14 protein-coding genes are annotated in these 17061 nt (G+C 53.4%); 9 read left to right on the top strand and 5 right to left on the bottom strand.

Annotation, left to right across the window (positions count from 1 at the left end; genetic code table 11):
- On the bottom strand, window positions 1-1573 hold a 1573-nt coding region (locus Q31b_RS27320), incomplete at its 3' end, for a hypothetical protein (RefSeq protein WP_197172499.1).
- A 309-nt stretch (window positions 1574-1882) separates the two neighbouring features.
- On the opposite strand from Q31b_RS27320, the gene Q31b_RS27315 reads away from it, so the two are divergent.
- Window positions 1883-3373, top strand: a complete 1491-nt coding sequence (locus Q31b_RS27315) for an IS91 family transposase (RefSeq protein WP_146602848.1) — start codon at window positions 1883-1885, stop codon at window positions 3371-3373.
- 387 nt (window positions 3374-3760) lie between these two features.
- Here Q31b_RS27315 and Q31b_RS27310 read toward each other — a convergent pair whose 3' ends face one another.
- The 3 genes from Q31b_RS27310 to Q31b_RS27300 form a co-directional block, all read right to left on the bottom strand.
- Window positions 3761-3982, bottom strand: a complete 222-nt coding sequence (locus tag Q31b_RS27310) for a hypothetical protein (protein WP_146602847.1) — start codon at window positions 3980-3982, stop codon at window positions 3761-3763.
- A 588-nt stretch (window positions 3983-4570) separates the two neighbouring features.
- The gene (locus tag Q31b_RS27305; protein ID WP_197172496.1) at window positions 4571-5422 is read right to left on the bottom strand and encodes an RHS repeat-associated core domain-containing protein; all 852 of its coding nucleotides are present in this window, start codon (window positions 5420-5422) and stop codon (window positions 4571-4573) included.
- 168 nt (window positions 5423-5590) lie between these two features.
- Complete coding sequence (locus Q31b_RS27300; protein WP_146602845.1) at window positions 5591-8620, bottom strand: hypothetical protein; 3030 nt, start codon at window positions 8618-8620, stop codon at window positions 5591-5593.
- A gap of 51 nt (window positions 8621-8671) precedes the next feature.
- Here Q31b_RS27300 and Q31b_RS27295 point away from each other — a divergent pair, with 51 nt between their 5' ends.
- The 4 genes from Q31b_RS27295 (at window position 8672) to Q31b_RS27280 (ending at window position 13073) form a co-directional block, all read left to right on the top strand.
- Window positions 8672-8899 (top strand): hypothetical protein, encoded by a 228-nt coding sequence (locus Q31b_RS27295; protein WP_146602844.1) that lies wholly within the window; start codon window positions 8672-8674, stop codon window positions 8897-8899.
- Window positions 8900-9328: 429 nt separating this feature from the next.
- Complete coding sequence (locus Q31b_RS27290) at window positions 9329-10396, top strand: hypothetical protein (protein ID WP_146602843.1); 1068 nt, start codon at window positions 9329-9331, stop codon at window positions 10394-10396.
- Between the two features lie 193 nt (window positions 10397-10589).
- The gene (locus Q31b_RS27285) at window positions 10590-10817 is read left to right on the top strand and encodes a hypothetical protein (RefSeq protein ID WP_146602842.1); all 228 of its coding nucleotides are present in this window, start codon (window positions 10590-10592) and stop codon (window positions 10815-10817) included.
- A gap of 3 nt (window positions 10818-10820) precedes the next feature.
- Window positions 10821-13073: a recombinase family protein gene (locus Q31b_RS27280; RefSeq protein WP_146602841.1), complete on the top strand. Its 2253-nt coding sequence runs from the start codon at window positions 10821-10823 to the stop codon at window positions 13071-13073.
- 254 nt (window positions 13074-13327) lie between these two features.
- On the opposite strand, the gene Q31b_RS27275 is transcribed toward Q31b_RS27280, so the two are convergent.
- The gene (locus Q31b_RS27275; protein ID WP_231617900.1) at window positions 13328-13597 is read right to left on the bottom strand and encodes a helix-turn-helix domain-containing protein; all 270 of its coding nucleotides are present in this window, start codon (window positions 13595-13597) and stop codon (window positions 13328-13330) included.
- Window positions 13598-14736: 1139 nt separating this feature from the next.
- Between Q31b_RS27275 and Q31b_RS27270 the strand changes: the two genes are divergently transcribed.
- From Q31b_RS27270 to Q31b_RS27255, 4 genes are all read left to right on the top strand, one after another.
- On the top strand, window positions 14737-15306 hold the full coding sequence (locus Q31b_RS27270) for a hypothetical protein (RefSeq protein WP_146602839.1): 570 nt from the start codon (window positions 14737-14739) through the stop codon (window positions 15304-15306).
- 161 nt (window positions 15307-15467) lie between these two features.
- Window positions 15468-15695, top strand: coding sequence for a DUF1257 domain-containing protein (locus Q31b_RS29515; protein ID WP_315860402.1), 228 nt, complete (start codon window positions 15468-15470; stop codon window positions 15693-15695).
- 1 nt (window position 15696) lies between these two features.
- Complete coding sequence (locus Q31b_RS27260) at window positions 15697-15891, top strand: DUF2997 domain-containing protein (protein WP_146602837.1); 195 nt, start codon at window positions 15697-15699, stop codon at window positions 15889-15891.
- Between the two features lie 149 nt (window positions 15892-16040).
- A partial coding sequence (locus Q31b_RS27255; RefSeq protein ID WP_146602836.1) for an AAA family ATPase occupies window positions 16041-17061 on the top strand: 1021 nt, incomplete at its 3' end.

The following is a 17061-nucleotide window of genomic DNA, read 5'->3' as shown; positions in this document are numbered from 1 at the left end:
ACGTCGTCGTCATCACCAATGCCACGGGTCCATCGACCTCGTACCGCTCGGTCGTCGTACGTCCGCTGCCCGATTCTTTCGATGTTGATACTAGCGATAGATGACCTTCGCTTTGAAGTAGCTTGAGCTGATAGGCCGCGTCGCGGACACCCTCCTCTTCGGCAACCGAGAGAATCTTGTGACGCAAGTTCTCGTTGCCAAGATAGTACAGACTCTGACTGGTCATGGCACTGCAAGCGAACTGCTCTTCGGGGGGCATGAACCGCAGGACCGAATCGGCTAACGCACTCTTGCCCGCTGCCGAAGAGGACTGAATGACCAGACCGAGGGGTTTGTCCAACAACCGGCTGGTGGCAGCCAAGTAGCCAGCCAACTTGCCCGGTTCTTCGCCAACGATGCCGCATGTTTCAAAGTCAATCAAAATGCGGTCCAAGAGTCGTTCGTCGGTCAGTAGCGATAACGCCTCGTCCCTCTCGGTGGCACTGAGTTCGACTTGCACGTTTTGTGCCGGGCCTCGTTGAAGTTGTTCAATCTGTAGTTCTTCGAGTTTCAGGAGCACGCGTCCCAAGTCGCTGCGAAGTTCATGCTCGCTCGCAGCGGTCTCGTCTGCCGCTTCTTTCAAGAACACGCGGCGAGATCGGGCGTGGTACAGATCGAGGGAGTCGACGTGGTACTGATCGTTGGTTTCGTTGAGTACCATCAGGTTGACTTTCAAGACTCCGATCGTCGCGTTGCGGTCGAGACCGCGAATCCGCCAGCGGCGGTTCTCGATTCGGATCATCGTTTCGTGCTCGTTTGATTCGGCATGTAGGTCACTGCATGGGGTCGGTAGCGGGGATGTTTCGGTTGCAGGCTTTTCGCTTGCCGACTGTGGATCGACGTGCCCACCGACCCATGAGGCCGCACGGATGCGTATTCCGAACGCGTCCTCGCTCACGTGTCTGTCTTTTGCATATTCATTGACACTGACGCCATCGGGAAAGTGAATGCGCAGTACTTCTTTGCCTTCGAGCACCCGCATGTCGACGTCGCCGACGACCAACACACGGCGGACACGAGAGAGATCGTCGATGGTAAGTTGCCCATGAACGTCTGCCACCGCGTACGGGTAACCTGAACCATAAAAGGTCCATGCTGCTAAGACGCTGTCGCAAAGAATGATCTCGCCGAACGATTGAAGGGCCGCAGCGTTGAAGATGCCACTTCCAATCGCGATCCTCTTTTCGCCGGGCGCTTTACGATCGACCCGCAATCCGTAAACGCCCGTGACGATCCCGTTCGCATCCGATAGTGGTACGGTGACGAAGCCACGAAAGGTCTCGTGACCGGTCGCTTTAAGGATACCCGCTTTCTGTAAGGCACTCCGCAACTCGCGGCCTGGAACTGTGCGATGGTTCGGCAACTGCTTACCGAACGTGCGGTCCGCAAAGCCGACCTTCAAGGTTGCATCGGACGCCAAGCGGTTGCTCTTCAAAAAGGAAATTGCCTTTTCATTTTCGGGCAGTTTCGATGCGTAATAGTCGATTGTCGTCGCGAGCGGGTGCTCTTCGATCATGGTGGCTAGATCGTTCATGTTTGTCTCTTTAAGAGAATGGGACGGGAATGTTGGCGCAGACCGGTGGCCTGGCCCTGGATGAGGGGATGAAAAAAGTGTGCTTTGTCAAGGAACGTCGATTGTGGTGCTGACGCTTTTCACCGTAGTGGATCTTGTTAAAGATCCCACCGTGCACGGATCTTTAACAAGATCCACTACCCAATCTTTCCGTTCAATGGCCGCGTTTTAAGAAAAGGAGATCGCCGTCTACTGATAACGCCATCGATTGGCTTGCGTGTCAATCGCTGTGGTGTTGTCCTTTGGAAATACTTGGTAAAACTTCAGCTCATGCCGTTACAAATTACCAAGCCGGAGCTGCTTACCACTAGAAAGCTCTCGATCGGCGCGACCCTCCGCCGCTGTGAAGGGCGCGTGGACTATCGTGGTGAGCTAACGAGCGAGGAAGCAGACCGGGTCACCAAAGTGATGCGGAACTTGGCTGGTTGTCGCTGTGGTGACTACGGTGCGAAACAGGTTCACTGTGACCACTGCCAAAGCGATTCGATGCTGTTACTGAATTGTAACGATCGGCATTGTAGCACGTGTGGCGGTTATCGGCGGATGCGCTGGCACGAGCAGATGCAGCACTGGAAGTTGCCGTGCAAGTACATGCACTTGGTCGTTACGGTGCCTCATGACCTCAATGATACGATCAACGCCAATCGCCATGAAACGCTCTCCGCCCTGATGCGGTCAGCGCGGGTCGCGGCGTTCGAATATGTAAAGCGGCATCATGGTGTCTCGATCCCAGGCGTGGCCATCGTCCTGCACACTTGGGGACAACGGCTTGGTCGTCACTATCATGTCCACATCATCCTCACCGCTGGCGGACTCGACCAGACACGCACGCGATGGATCGATATCGACGTGAAGAAGGCGGAAGGCCAGAAGTCGAAGTTGGCCGAGATCTTCAAAGTCGAATACTTGAAACAGCTTCGCAAGCTCGATCGTCGACGACCGCTACGGCTTCCCAAGCATCTGCCCACTCGCACTTCCTTGGACAACGTACTCGATCACGTCTCCGGGATCGACTGGGTTGCCGACATCAAAGGCCCGAAGGGTGAGCATCATGATGGCGAAGCCTTGATCGGTTATTTAGCCCGCTACGTTACCGGCACGGCGATCGGCAACCAGCGACTTCTCGAAGACAAAGATGGTCAGATCACGTTCAAGTTCCATGACTACCGTCGCGGCAAAGATGGGATCAAGAAGCTGCATGAGTTGGAATTCTGTCGTCGCATCAGCGATCATGTGTTGCCCAAGGGGATGCAGCGAGTTCGCTATTCGGGTCTGCTACACACGACCAATCGCGAAGAGCGTTTAAATCTTTGTCGTCGCCTGATCGAAGCCGATAAGAAGAACGAATCGCACGCTGAAACAACTGATTCTGCGTCGTTACTTCCAAGCCCTGAAGCGATCGAAGCATATGACCCGATGCCGCATGAAGCGACCTGCCCGAAGTGTGATCGGCCGCGAAAGATCGTCAATAAGCTCGAGCCACGACTTACCCATCAAGTACTCTCACTCGTCACGTTGATGCTCGGAACGGCGGCGGTGTTAGCGGGCGGCGTCGCAGGCAACGATTGGCGTCGTGCGATCTTGCAAGTGATCGAGGATCAACGTCATGTTGCCCAGCGTCATCCGATCATCGACTTGATTTACCATCATCAAACTGGCCCCGACCATCCGCTATTTGATTATGTACGAATCCGTTACGAGGACCAGCGCGGGCAGATGTCTCCGCGTGCTCCGCCAACATCCGAACCAATCGCCGCATGAGTCATTCAACTGCAACTGAAACGAACGAGCCATCCACTCGGCCAGCGGCCCAGCTACCGCACCGCCCCCAGAGCACTCAAATCGTCCAGCGAAGGCAAATCCGGTCCTTTCACAAACAATCGAGCCAAAATTCAAACTGCCATTTCATTCAAAAAGAGTCAAACTGGTGTGCAAACTCTAAGTCACACTCGGCAATCTAAAACGACTCAAGCAAGCCCGGCAATCTAGGCAGCTAAAAAAGAAGCGAGACAAAATCAACTGTCTCCCGATCCGTCGGTTAGCTGTCGGGGTGTTCTAATTGTTAAAAAAGAAGCGAGACAAAATCAACTGTCTCCCGATCCGTCGGTTAGCTGTCGGGGTGTTCTAATTGTGAACGAATTGTGGAAGCTAGTAGCAATCAGCAATGATGGCGGCCCCTTCCTCACCATGTTCACGAACAAGATCTTCCCAGCGACAGTGGCATTGAAACCATTCTTCTGCATCTCGATCAATCTGATCCAAGATCGCCTTGGCATTCTCATTGGCTTCAGCACGAGCACGGCAACACTCACACAATACTGGTTCATTTGTTGGCTGCGTTCGATCGGTTTTACGCTGGGCTTGCTTCATTTTTTTTAGTCTTCGTTGGCTTTTGCTTCTTCGTGACATCGGATAACAGACTCTCATTTCGAGAAAAAAAGTAAACTCATCGATTCGCTTCGATGCAAGCATTGGCGTCTCGTGTATTCTTCGGCTGAAAACTGAAAAGCAAGTTTGACCCCCACGAAGCGTTTCCTTTACCCCGGTGCAATCGGTGGTTTACTCATTTACGGTACCGGCCACCTTTTCCGCCTCCGTTCAATCGTTTCACTCCGATTCATCGGGTAGTTTCTCCGAAACTACCCCCGTCCCGTTTGATCGCTCGCAATCATCCTTGACTAACTCGACAAAGCAATTCAGCTCAAGCATCGTCGAATTTCCACGAGGGTAAAAGGCACGGTCGATTTCTCCAAGCGTATCGTCCGGACGAAATTTGTAGCGAAGACGTTTATCGACAACATAAGCATCACAAAGCTTAGCCAGAACATTTTCACGGACCTGATCACTAGATCCAGTATTATTCCAGCAGTCTTTCGAATCATGGCGTCGTGTTAAGCTTTCAGGAAGTTTTGGCTTGCCCAGCTTTCTCAAGAACGAGAGCATAAATTGAAGTCCAGGTTACCAGCGACCATCACTACATGTAAAACTGCAATATGTACTAATCGCAAATTCCGTAATCGCGACTCCGATCACGCCCGTTCGACACGCAGATCGGATCTGCGCGTTTTTCGTGTATCTCATATGCCGCCTTAATACTCTGCCCAAGCAATTCTTGCTGTTCCTAGTCGCACACCGGCTAAGTGGACTAGTGTTGGGGTTGAGGTTTATTTTAGGCCCCAACGATCGCCTCAACTGTTCTTCCGTTTTCGCGATAACTTCAGCACGCTCAATCAAAGTCCATGCGCCGGTTGAAGTTGCGACGCCGCCCACATACTCAACGACGCGCGAATGAACAGTTTTTTCGCACTTCCACCAACACGAGACAACCCTTCCAGCCGCGTTCGTCGCTGCATTCCACACGTTCTCTTCCGCACACCAAGACCCGGTGTAGAGCCAAACTCTTGGCCCGCACACTTGGGTGAGTCCATATGGATCGAGCCCCGTCAGCGGCTCCCCGCTAACAAGTTCATAAAGGTTCCACTCGCTACCCTCGAATCCAATTGGGTCTCTGGAGCAGAACCGTCCCAACCCGGCGTGATAGTACCGCGCCCGGAAGTAGTTCAATCCGGTTTCCGCGTCGAACTCTCGTGACGTGTACCGGTATTCCCAATCCGTGTCCGATAATCCATCACCGTCGAGCGTAAAATTCGCTTCCAGAACCGTGGATTGGCCATACGGGTCATAGTGGAATCGCTCGACGACCGTTCCCGTCGTGCCCGACAACGCCGTCACGTTCCAGTTCGCGTCTTGCAGAGCATAGAGCCGCTCATCGAGTACACCGTTGCCGGTTGTGTCACGTTCACGCAGCACTAGGTCGTCGATGTAACGGGAGCCCCACGTGAATTGCTTATGGGGATCGGTGTCCGAATCGAGTCGTACCTCCAGTACCTGGTTTTGCTGCGAGAGATAATGATGCTGGGTCTCGTCGAGTGAACCGCCTGAGTAGACCAGTTTGACGATGCGGCGATTCTTGCCGTCCTACTCGTACTCGGCCACAGTGGTGCCGCCGTCGGCGACTTTCACCAGTCGGTTCCACGCATCCCATGTGAGAGTGTAGTTGCTCGACCATGAGCCCGGCCGAGGCACCGTGGTCATGTTGCCCGTCGCATCGTGGCCCACGTTAGCCGATGAAGCATCGATGTCGATGATCTCGTTGGCCTCGTTGTGGCTGCGATCCTGATCCAAATCATCGGTTCCGTTGCCGTCACTATCTTCGAGGAAGTTCGACCAGTTACCCAGCTGACTGAGCGTCCAGTCTTGGCCGAATGTTTTCGAAGAGATCGACATGTAGGTTCCATCGATCTCGCCCCGCGCAACGTCCACCAAGCGGTCCAGGCCATCGTAAGCGTACAGCTCGTCGTAATTTTGAGTGTTGTTCTCTGCGATCACATCTTCACGCCAAGTGCGGCTGCCAGCATGGTCATAGCCATACTTGAGCTGTACTGCATCGGACGTGGAGTTGTAGCCATCCCAAAGATGGTTGATCGTACGACCGAAACGATCCAAACCGGCATACGTGCCACTGGTTCCTTGGAACAGGTCGAGCTTCAGATCGGGTTGTTGATAGTCGGTCACGACTGTCCGTCCACCACCAGTATACAAGTATTCGGCCAGGATCGTGCCGCTGCTGTTGGTCTCGCGAAGTCGGTAAGGCCGCGAGAGCAAATCGTCGATCCCATCACTGCTACCATAATCATAGTAAAGAACCCGGCCGTCAGGGTAGGTTAATTTCTCCAGACGGGACCGATTCTCCAGTAAACCGCTAGCGGAGGAAGTATCGTAGGTGTACTGGACACTTGGGGTACTACCCCCAACGACACCGGAGTGTGACTGTTCCGATTCGATCACCTGACCCAAGTCGTCGTAAGTGAAGACGATCTGGTTGGTGACGTCCGACGTGTTGTCGGGATCATCCGTTTGATTGCCGTGGGACGTGATTTTTGAGACGCGGCCCAGGCTATCGTAGCCGGACGTGATCGAGCGAACCGAGCCGTCGGTGCTGCCACCCAAAGTGGTTACTTCGTTGGACTGCGTCCGACGAAGGGCGTCATAGCTGTAGGTGATCACCGTTCCACGCTGGTCGGTGCGTGTCGCCCGCGTTCCATCGACATGGTAGGCGAACTTGATTTGGTCCGATCCGCTGGACGTGGTATCGGAAGAATCTGGGTAGATTTCGCTGGTCAACCGAGAGGCATCGACACTGTCCTCGAACAAGTACACCGTTTCCTGGGCTGCAACGCTTGAGCCATTGTACGCGGTCAACTTGGTTGTATTGCTCAGACCATCGTACTCGGTTTGAACGACGGTATCCTTGGACTTGTCGCTCCCATCGCTGATCGTCGATAGGTTCGTCGGAGTAAAGTTGCTGTAGTTCTCGGCAACCCAGAGCGTTCGACCAAGGTCATCAAAGAACGTCTTGGTGTCGGTACCCGACGGCGCCGTCACCAAGTTCGGTCGTCCTGTCGCCGCATCGTAGGCGTAGGTGGTCACCAAGACCGTGTCGGTACTGCTCGCGGGCGCCGTTCCCGGGCGTGCTGGGACGGCAGCGTACTTCCACTTGCCAGCGCCCGCGGTGGTATCGCCCGAGCCGTAACTGGCTGACGTCGTGATCCGATTTGCGTCGTCAAACCAGCTATAACTGGTCGATCGCACGTAATCATCGTTGCTACTCAAGTCGATGCCATCGGTGTCATCGTGCAGCGCATCGTACTGATGTTGTTCGATGGTGTTACCAGAAGCGTCAAACACGCTATGAGAGAGCGTGATCACCTTGTCGTCACCACCGCTTAATGAAGCACGAGTAGGATGGGGTGACGGGGCGCGGTAGTTGAACGATCCGCTGCTGTATTTGGTGGTCTCAAGTTCCAGCACCCTGCGTTGCTGGTAGACCCGGCCCGCCCCGTCATAGGCGGTTTCACTGGCGGCGGCGTGCGAAGGGGCGCTCGCTACCGTTCGGTTATTGCGGTCGTAGTAAGTGTCGCTCTGCAGGGCGTCACCTGCGGTGCCGCTTGAACTCACCGCATACGTTGTCGTGCGGTAGGCCCGTCCCAAGTCGTCGAATTCACTCTCCTGGAGCGAGCGGCGATTGGTTGTTGTGGTGGTGTAGTCGGTATAACCGTCTCCGGTCAGGACCGTGGTCCACGTCGGATTGGACGTGTACCGTGCCGAAGCTACGGCACGGCCCTGCCAATTAATGTCCTGCACCGAAAAGGGACCGGCCGCGGTCTCGCTCGAGCCATTGTGATAGAAGGGAGCCGATCCTCGCTGATGACCTCGATAGGTCAGGTAACGGTTCATGCCGGTGTAATCATTCGCTCCGGTGCCGTGGAAGCGTTGCGTTTGCGTCACATGGCTGTCGCCGATGCCCTCATGGTCGTAAATCGTTTTACTGCGAGTTCTCAGTGTCGGATAGGTCGCATAGCTGGAGGTCATGTTGTGGCTGGTGCCCGAGACTCCCGTCTGCTGTTCCACAATTCGTCCTTGGAAGTCGTACAGACTGCGAGTGACCTGTTCGGTGGCACTGCTGGAACTGGTGCCCGAGACGACCTGCACGGTGTACTCTCGGCGACCTTGGTCATCGTAACGGTAAAGCGTTCGATAGAAGTTAGTCGACAACGTCCCGGCGCCCGAACTGGGGATGTCATGGTAGGTGTCGACATGGTCGATCTTGCCAGTCAACTCCGAGTAGCCTTGTTTGGTCCAGGAGGTGTAATCGCTTTGGGAGGGCTCCGAAGAAAAGCCTGTGGGAACACTTCCGGAGGTCGAGATGCTGGCGTAATCCCCGGCGACCGCGTACGACTCGGTCTGCCGGCCGCTATCGTCAACGATCGAGACCTGGATCGGCTGCAGACACTCGCTGCTTGAAGAGTCCCAATACGGAAACGAAAGGGTGCGGTTGGTTTCATAAACGGTGTAATGTTCAGCTCCCCCGGAGTCGGTGCGTTTTACGACCCGGCCCTGGCTGTCAAATTCGCTTGTTGATACCAACAACCGGTTCGTGGGTGGCACTATCCATCTGACGCTATTCATCCCACGTTGGTCAACGACTTAATCGACTGGATGAAAGAGTTGAAAAAGGGCGAGCTACTCTTTCCAAAACTAGCGAAGCGGAAAGCATGGAAACTGGTAAAAAAGGACTTGGCACTCGCTGGTATTCCGTACCGCACCGACGATGGAGTCGCCGATTTCCAGGCAATCGGGCGTCATACCCATATTACGGAATTACTACGTATCGGGCCACTTTACCCGAAGCCAAGGAACTGGCACGACACAGCGACGTGCGAATGACGATGAAGTACACCCACATCGGAATTGAAGATCAAGCAAAGGCTCTTAGCGTTCTACCTACACCTTGGCAGGATATTGGCAGGAGTTCAACCGTCCGCCAGGGGCATTCGATGGCAGAGGTTGACACCCCGAGTCCGAAAACCGGTGCGGACACCAATAACAAAAGCCCCGTAAAAAACGGGGCTTTTGTCAGGTCTTGTCAGTCCGAGTCAGCGGATGCCGACAAAGATCCAAAGCGGAGGACACGGGACTCTCCGATGGAGGCGAAATAAACCGTTGTGAATCAAGCACTTTTGTGCGTAAACGTCGATTGCACAATGATTTGCGATACTCAGTTTGTTGTCACCTGTCGTCACGCGTTCTCACCCGTAGTCACTGTTCTTGGCACAGTGTGCCAAAGATGCTGTTTCAAAATTAAAGGAGGAGACGATGCCATTGTCAAATGAACGTGGGAAACCGCATGATGGGGTGGAAGCGTCAGCCAGAACCAAACGCGAGAGTGATGACGGTGGGCCTGTGAAGACCCGGTCAATCAGCCTTTGCGATCAATTTGATATCCAACTCTGCCATGGCTCGTTGAGCCTTGGTGATCACGCTCTAACCCAGTTTTGGTTGGACAAGCGAACTCTTGTTTCGCGCAGTGGTACCCGAGGCAGAAACTTCCAACCGATCTTGGATTTTTTCCGTCGGACTGCACTGCAAATTGGCGGCGTTCAGATTGAAACGATTGAAACACACCTGCTGGCCAATCTGCTTCCGCACGTCCGCCATGATGGAGCCCAAAAAATCTTTCCTGACGCAAAACTGCGAAAGCAAACGAAGAAACTGAGAGGCGAGGCGGCCGCTGAGCTTGACCAACTAATCTCTTGTTGTCGCGAGGATCGGTTGACCATATTGGAATTTCACGAAAAGGTTCGAGACGCTGTAGGTTTGCCATGCTTCTCTGCCGAGGAATTTGCTGTCTACCAGAAGTGGTCAGGTGAGATGTTTGACGGACTGCAACAACTTTGGGTTGACGAACTTTCCGAAGCCGTCGCCACCGTCGAGAAGCGATGGAATACTTGGAACAGGCGTTTTGGGCGTCGCTGCAAGAACCTAAATCAAAAGACAGTGCTGGATGTACTCTCCTTTGAAAGCAAAGCCGCATTTCAACAATGCTATTCGGCAGCCTGGACTGCAATTCTCCCACAGCTGATGTCAGACGAAGAGCCGAGGGAAATTTCCGAGTGTTTCCATGGACTTTGGCACTTAGATCAGCGAATCGAAAACCCTGAGAGCGGTCATGACATTCATTTACTGCACGGGCTTGTCTTGGGACTGCATCCAGCTTTCGGCCTGCTTATCGCGACTCAGACCGGACGAGAATTGATTGGTGACATGGTTTCGGATCCAACAAACATTCCTGCTCAAGAGCGTTTTTTCAACGCCAGTCTCGTGGCTTTCTTTCACTATGACGCGGCACGATCGACCTATAACGCGAATCGCAGGAACTTCTAACTTCGCTGCCCACTGACTTTCTCGGTATTCCGCCGCGTCATTTCTGATGCGGCCTTTTTCGTGCGCTGTTTGCCTTTCGACCAGTTGCTGGTTGGGTTGGGCAGCCCACATGTAGAACCAGCGCGCAAGTGCCTAGTTACGGTACGGCGTGTTGCCGTCCGGCTAGGCGTCTGCGTGCTTTTAGGAGCACACAATGCAAAGCCAAACATCACTAACGACCAACATCGACGACAACGGTTACGAATTATCAGCTCACGCGGCACTCATCGCGTCTGGACGAATAGCAATTCCCACAGATTTGCCTCCAGACCGATTGCAGCCGCTGCTGGACGAAGTTCATCGCTTGCGTCGCCAAAGATTGGTCCAGTTTCTTGCGCTGGCAATTGCGAAGAACCTCGCAACCGAGCACATGGAGAAATGATCTATGCTAAGGCGTCAATTCGATCTAACAAAGCTATTGGACGTCGTTCTCTACCTTCGGATGAGCGACGACAAACAAAATCCGTTAAGCCCTGAGCAACAGGAAAAGATGATCCGCTCGCGGATCAATCGATCCGGTCTAAACGTCAAAATCGCTAGGGTCTACCGAGATGACGGTTTGACGGGACGGATGACGCGGAACCGAAAAGGTTTCTTAAAGATGATTCACGAGATTCAAACCGGGCAAGTCAATGTCGACGCGATCCTCGTCGACACGATCGAGCGGTTCGGTCGAATGGAAGAACTCGATGAGTTTCGCCGCCGACTCGAACACGAACATAATATCGTGATTCTCACGGCCGACAAGAATTTTTCCGACCCGACGAGTTCAACCGGCCGCGTGATGGCGATGTTCGAAAATTATCGGGCAACGGTGGATTCGGAGATCAAAGCTCACAACGTTTTGCGCGCAAAGTACCTCACCATCGAACAAAACTTTTGGCCGGGAGGTCCAGTGCCGTTTGGTTACCGACTTGATGAGGTCGAGCGCATCGAAAAGCCCGGTGCGCGAACAATCGTTCATAACCATCTTGTACCGGATGAGGGAGCCGGACCCATCATGCAGGCGATTTTTCAGAAAAGCAAAACTGAACGGTCATGGGGGCAAGAAAGGCTGGCAAAATACTTCAACGCAAAGACCGACATTCCCGACAAATACAAGCCCTTTATCGGTGCAACAATTGGTAGGCAACTTAAGAATGCAATCTACCAGGGTGAGTTGGTTTGGGATCAAAACTGCACCGGGATCGTTCGTGGCGTGCGGGTTTTGGAAGCCAATTCGCCCAAGGATGTAATCCACGTTCCCGATTTCTGCGAACCGTTGGTTTCGATCGAGGACTTTCAGCAGGTTCAGGCCAACCGGATTGCGCGCACTCGCAATCGAAAATCAGAAAGCGGTGAGCGACGACGAGGCATTAACTATCGGTATCCATTGACGGGGCTAGTGCGCTGTGGTCACTGCAATGTTGCGATGAACCCAAATTCGTCGAGTTATAAAGACGCTGTATACACATCGTACATCTGTCCAAAGAATCGTAGCGGGATGTGTGACAATGCAACTCGTGTGCCCGAAGAGTGGCTGCGTGAAACGGTTGTCGGTTTCATTCTGAAGCATCTGATTCCGAACGATGATGCTGGCAGATTGGCGTTCGTTGAAGAAGTCACCGAGTTGGTTCGAGCGGCTTTGGGCGAACTTCAGTCTGAGGACCTCGACACAAAACCTGTGCTGGCAGCGGAGCTGGCAACGTTGGGGAAACAGATGTCCGGTTGGATTCAGTCCCTCAGCAATCCGAAGTTATCCGCTTCGGTTCGTGAATTGGTCGAGATGCAAATGACGGAGGCATCCAGCCGGCGTAACGAGATCGAAGAAATCCTTCAGGAGGATTTTGACCAAAATGCTCTGCTTGCGAGTCTCGTTCGTCCTGAGCAAGTTCACGAACGACTCGACCGTTTGTCGACGGTTCTTAGTGGCGACAATGCGACGGAGGCAAACCTGTTCTTGTCGATGCATGTCGACAAAATCGACTGCTTCAATGATGGCCGTGTGCGTTTGAGGGTTTGCAAGGTTGGATCTTCGTTTCACGCGGTCAGCTGGTTTGCTAATCAACAGTCGCCTGAGACAATCAACAAACTGCCACGTGATCCTGTCAGTGGCGGCTACCAAACTAAACCCCGTCGTCGTGGGCGGCCTCGGGTCGAACCTGGTGATTCGTTGGCAAACCTCGAAGAAATTGATGCCGTCACGGACCCGAATCGGTTTCGAGGCTTACCCGAAGATTGGTTCTGGGTCGAGGACTTTCAGGTTCCCGAGCGGTCGTGCTGGGCGAAGGACAACGCAGAGGCTGTCCTGGCCAGGTACAATGAGATTGCGGAGTCGACGAAACGCAAACCCTCGTGCAATACGATTGCCAAGGAGTTTGATGTTTCGAGGCCAACCATTTTGAATGCTCTTGACTTCGCTAACGGCAAGCGTAAGGGTGCTGGTACAAAGCATCGGCGTGAGCCGAAAATTCGGATCAAAGGAAACCCCGATGTCGAAAAGCAGATCGAAGAACTCCACGCGGCCAGTGTTCTCGAAAAAGACATCGCGGCAGTGATTGGTGTCTCGCGTTCAGCAATCACCGCCGCCTTAATTCGATTGTATGAGAAACGGGGCGTGCCGAAGCCAGACGGCCGGCGGACTCGCCACCAACGATAGCCTTTCGCGGTTGTCGCTGGTTCATGATCATGACCGCGTTTTCCTTAGGGTGAATGCGGTCATTTTTTTATCTATCAGCCAAGTCTCCCACAGAGCGATTTTTTGCCTTCTGGAACCCAGGTGCGCTGACTTGTATGCCTCTCGCATGGCTAGGCATATATGACCATGTATGTCCCGCCATGCGAGAGGCATACAAAACACGAAAACAGCTAAATTAGCGGCGTTTTTGCGGCATATAAGGTAGTTGAGCTCGGTTATCCGTTGGCTTTCGGGGACTGAATCGCTTCAAGTCGCTTCTCAATCTTCCTGACGAACGCAGTCAATGTGGTGTCGATTGCTTCGCAGACATCAAGCTGTTCGAGCACCTCCAACCACCGTTCACCCGACTCGTACTTGCTTAAAAACGACTGCGGCTTCTTCAAACGCTCGGCCACATCGGCCTGACGTAGGTTCGATCGCTCTCTGCACTCGCGTAGCAGCGTTAAAAACACTCTTTGACGTTCGGTATGCAGGTTTTTTTCCACGCGAATTCCCTCGAAAGGCGTAGATGCTATATCCTGTAATGGGATATAGCATTGTCGGATATTTGTATTGCCGAAAACCTCTCAATTCACACTCCAAAGGAGCCAGCTATGAATTAACAAAGTAGGATTTGGATTGGTGTCGCCACCGTGTCGGTGCTGATTCTCTATTTCACGGGCCTCTATTGGCCATTAGTGCGTTTCGTGCTCACACTTATTGCGATCGCGGGATTGGGAATCTCTGCGTTCTTCACATTTCGCTTTTCAGAGCGAGTCAGGAGGCGACCAAAGACCCGTCCGCCGAAAAGCCGCAGTCGCAACAAGCTATCTTTGCGGTTTGTGCAACGGTGATGACCTTTCTGCTGCTGTCATTTGTCCCCTCCGATCCATCAGCTCCGGAACCAGACGTAGCACCGACGCAATCAGTCGAAAAAACAGCGGCGGAACTCGGACGTCCATCGCCCACAAGCACCCCAGCCGGTGCAGATACGCCCGTACCACGAACAAAAGTGCAGACAACGCCTAAAGAGTTATCGACCAAACCTAATCCGGAGCCACGCAAAGCGAGCCAAGAATGTCTCCCGATGAAGCGGATCGCGCGATGGTTGACTTCATGGGGACAATTATTGGTGCCGAAATAGAGTAGGAACGCCGCGAGCTAAACGATCCTCGCTACCAACGATTTCAGCAGTCGATTGAACAGTCTCGCGTTTGTTCTCGTTGTGGTGGTGCTGGAAATTACCGATACGTCGATGGAAAGGGTGTATTGCAGTTGCGTACGTGTCCAAGTTGTCTCGGTTCCGGTAAAAGATTCTAAAACCGCTAAATTTGGGCCAAAAACGTGGCATATTACTTGAGGATCTCTTAGCATTTCAACAAGATTGCAACGCACCAAATCGCTACCCGGCTTCATCTAAATTGAGGCTGAAAACGCGTCATATAGGGTGAGGCGAATCCTAACCGTGCCTGCATTGATTAGCCCTCTTCTCTCACGCAAAAGGAGGTGGTCATCGCTTACCTCTTCTTCATCGTGGCTTTGTGTGTATCACTGCTCGTTGCAGTGATTGCCTTGTCTCGGGAACGTAGATTACGTCTCGGACTCCAAGCCATTCTCAATCGCATCCTCGAACAATGGAGATCGAATGGGAAAAACCATCATGGTCATCTCGGTGGCCATACTCGTTCTCGCCCTCGGCGGGTGTCGGGACGACGAAAACAAACGACTCGCCGAAATGGCGGAAAGAAATCTTGAACGCCAAGCTCAGCAAGAAATTCGCAACACGGAGTTGCAGCATCAGGTCGCTGAAGGAACCAAGCTGCTGGTGGAAGCGGATGCCGCCGCTCGCGGAACCATCGTCGAAATCCATCGCGATGTTCAAGCGGAACGGCAAACAATTGGGGCTCAGCGGGATCGACTTGAAGACGAACGCCGTCAGATTGCGGCTACACGAATCCGTGACCCCATTATTGCTGAGTCGATCAAAGCGATTGGGTTGCTTGCCGCCTGCCTGGTCCCACTCCTCATCGCACTGCAGATATTGCGACGTAGTGATACGACAGCTGAATCCGAAGCAGTTGCCGAGTTTCTTCTAAGTGACATGGTCGCTGATCGACCCACGATTGTCCGTATCATCGACGCAACGCCAAAAGAATCTCACGGTGATACCACTGGTCGAATTACCCACCACAGAGATGCTGACTTAGACACTTAACCCACTCGAACAATAGGAGAAAACCAATTTCCCACATATTAGAGATTCAAGCGGAGATTCGTGACGAAGACGCCTTGCGGTTCGCTTGTCGTCGGAACGAACTCGCCGATCCCGTTCAAGGCACCGCGAAGCTGTTCAGCTCAGAGGCTACGGGATATCTCGTGCATTTGCCTCGATGGCGGTACCCTGTCGTCTGCCAAACCGATTCCGGCAGGGTCGCCTACGACAACTACGAAGGCCACTGGGGTGATCAGTCTCACCTCGACAAATTGCTGCAGTCGTACGCGACGGAAAAATGCAAATTGGAGGCAAGACGCCAGGGTCACACCGTCACCGAGCAAACGCTTAACGACGGCTCCATCAAGCTAACCGTCTGCGTAGGAGAGTGACGTGAAAACCATCGAAATCACAATTGCTGCGGATGGTAAAAGCAAAGTCGACACGAATGGCTTTACCGGTACCGCTTGTCGCGATGCCAGCCGTTTTCTCGAAGCGTCGCTCGGAACGCGGAAGGCCGAAACGCTGACCAGCGATTATTACTCAACCAACTCACAAACCCAACAGGAGAACGAATCGACAACCTAGCAAATTCAGTACGGTTACCACCCAAGCGGTCGAACACATGACGGTCGGATGACTCGAAGAACAGGACCAGGAGGGCGAAATCCATTTTTGGATGTTGGTAATCAAAGAATTGCTGACGTCCTAAACCCACAACAACCAAAGGAATCAATATGAAACTATCCGATCGGCTGATGGAACTGGTGCGAGCCTGTTTCACCGGCATTTGGATCGAATCGCACGAGCACGACGATGCGTTGCTCGAAATTTCACAACTATGCCACGCACAGCAATGGCGACTCGCCACCTGGGACATTGACCAGGGCCTGCGTGTGCCGGGAACTGCGTCGACCGATCACGCTGGGCCATCTGACCCGTTGGCCGCGATTCACGCGATGAAGTCGCTGGGGGCGGATGACACTGCGTCCATCATCGTTCTGACGAACTTTCATCGGTTCCTCGGTTCCGCCGAGATCGTTCAAGCACTCGCACGACAGATTGTTGATGGAAAAGGGAGTCGAACCATTTTCATCGTATTGTCGCCAGTCGTTCAAATCCCTACGGAACTCGAAAAGCTGTTCATCGTGATCGACCATCCGTTGCCTACGCGTGAGCAATTGAGAGAGATTGCTGAGGCGATTGCGACCGAAGAGGGTGAACTCCCAAGTGCCGAAAAACTGGAGACCGTACTCGACGCCGCCATGGGCCTGACTAGGCTCGAAGCGGAAAACGCTTTTGGTTTGAGTCTCGTTCGTGACTCGGTCATCAAGCCGCAATCGGTTTGGGAATTGAAGGCGAGCATGCTTAAGAAGTCCGGCTTGCTTCAGCTCTATAAGAGCCACGACGACTTCTCGTCACTCGGCGGACTGGGCAGCTTGAAAGCGTTTTGCAAACGGTCATTGCTTCAACACGGTCGTGACAATCCGCTAAAGAGGCCTCGTGGCGTTCTGTTGCTGGGAGTGCCAGGCACGGGGAAGTCAGCGTTCGCCAAAGCACTCGGCAAAGAGACAGGGCGTCCGACGTTGATCCTCGACGTCGGCGCATTGATGGGGAGTCTCGTTGGCCAAACAGAGCAAAACGTTCGTCGAGCGTTGAACATCGCCGATGCGATGGCACCCTGCATCCTGTTTATTGACGAGATCGAAAAGGCTCTCAGTGGCGCGGCTGGATCAGGACAAAACGATTCGGGCGTAT

It is taken from the genome of Novipirellula aureliae (genome assembly GCF_007860185.1).
Classification (GTDB): Bacteria; Planctomycetota; Planctomycetia; order Pirellulales; family Pirellulaceae; genus Novipirellula_A; species Novipirellula_A aureliae.
This window is presented reverse-complemented; position numbering and strand designations above follow the sequence as displayed.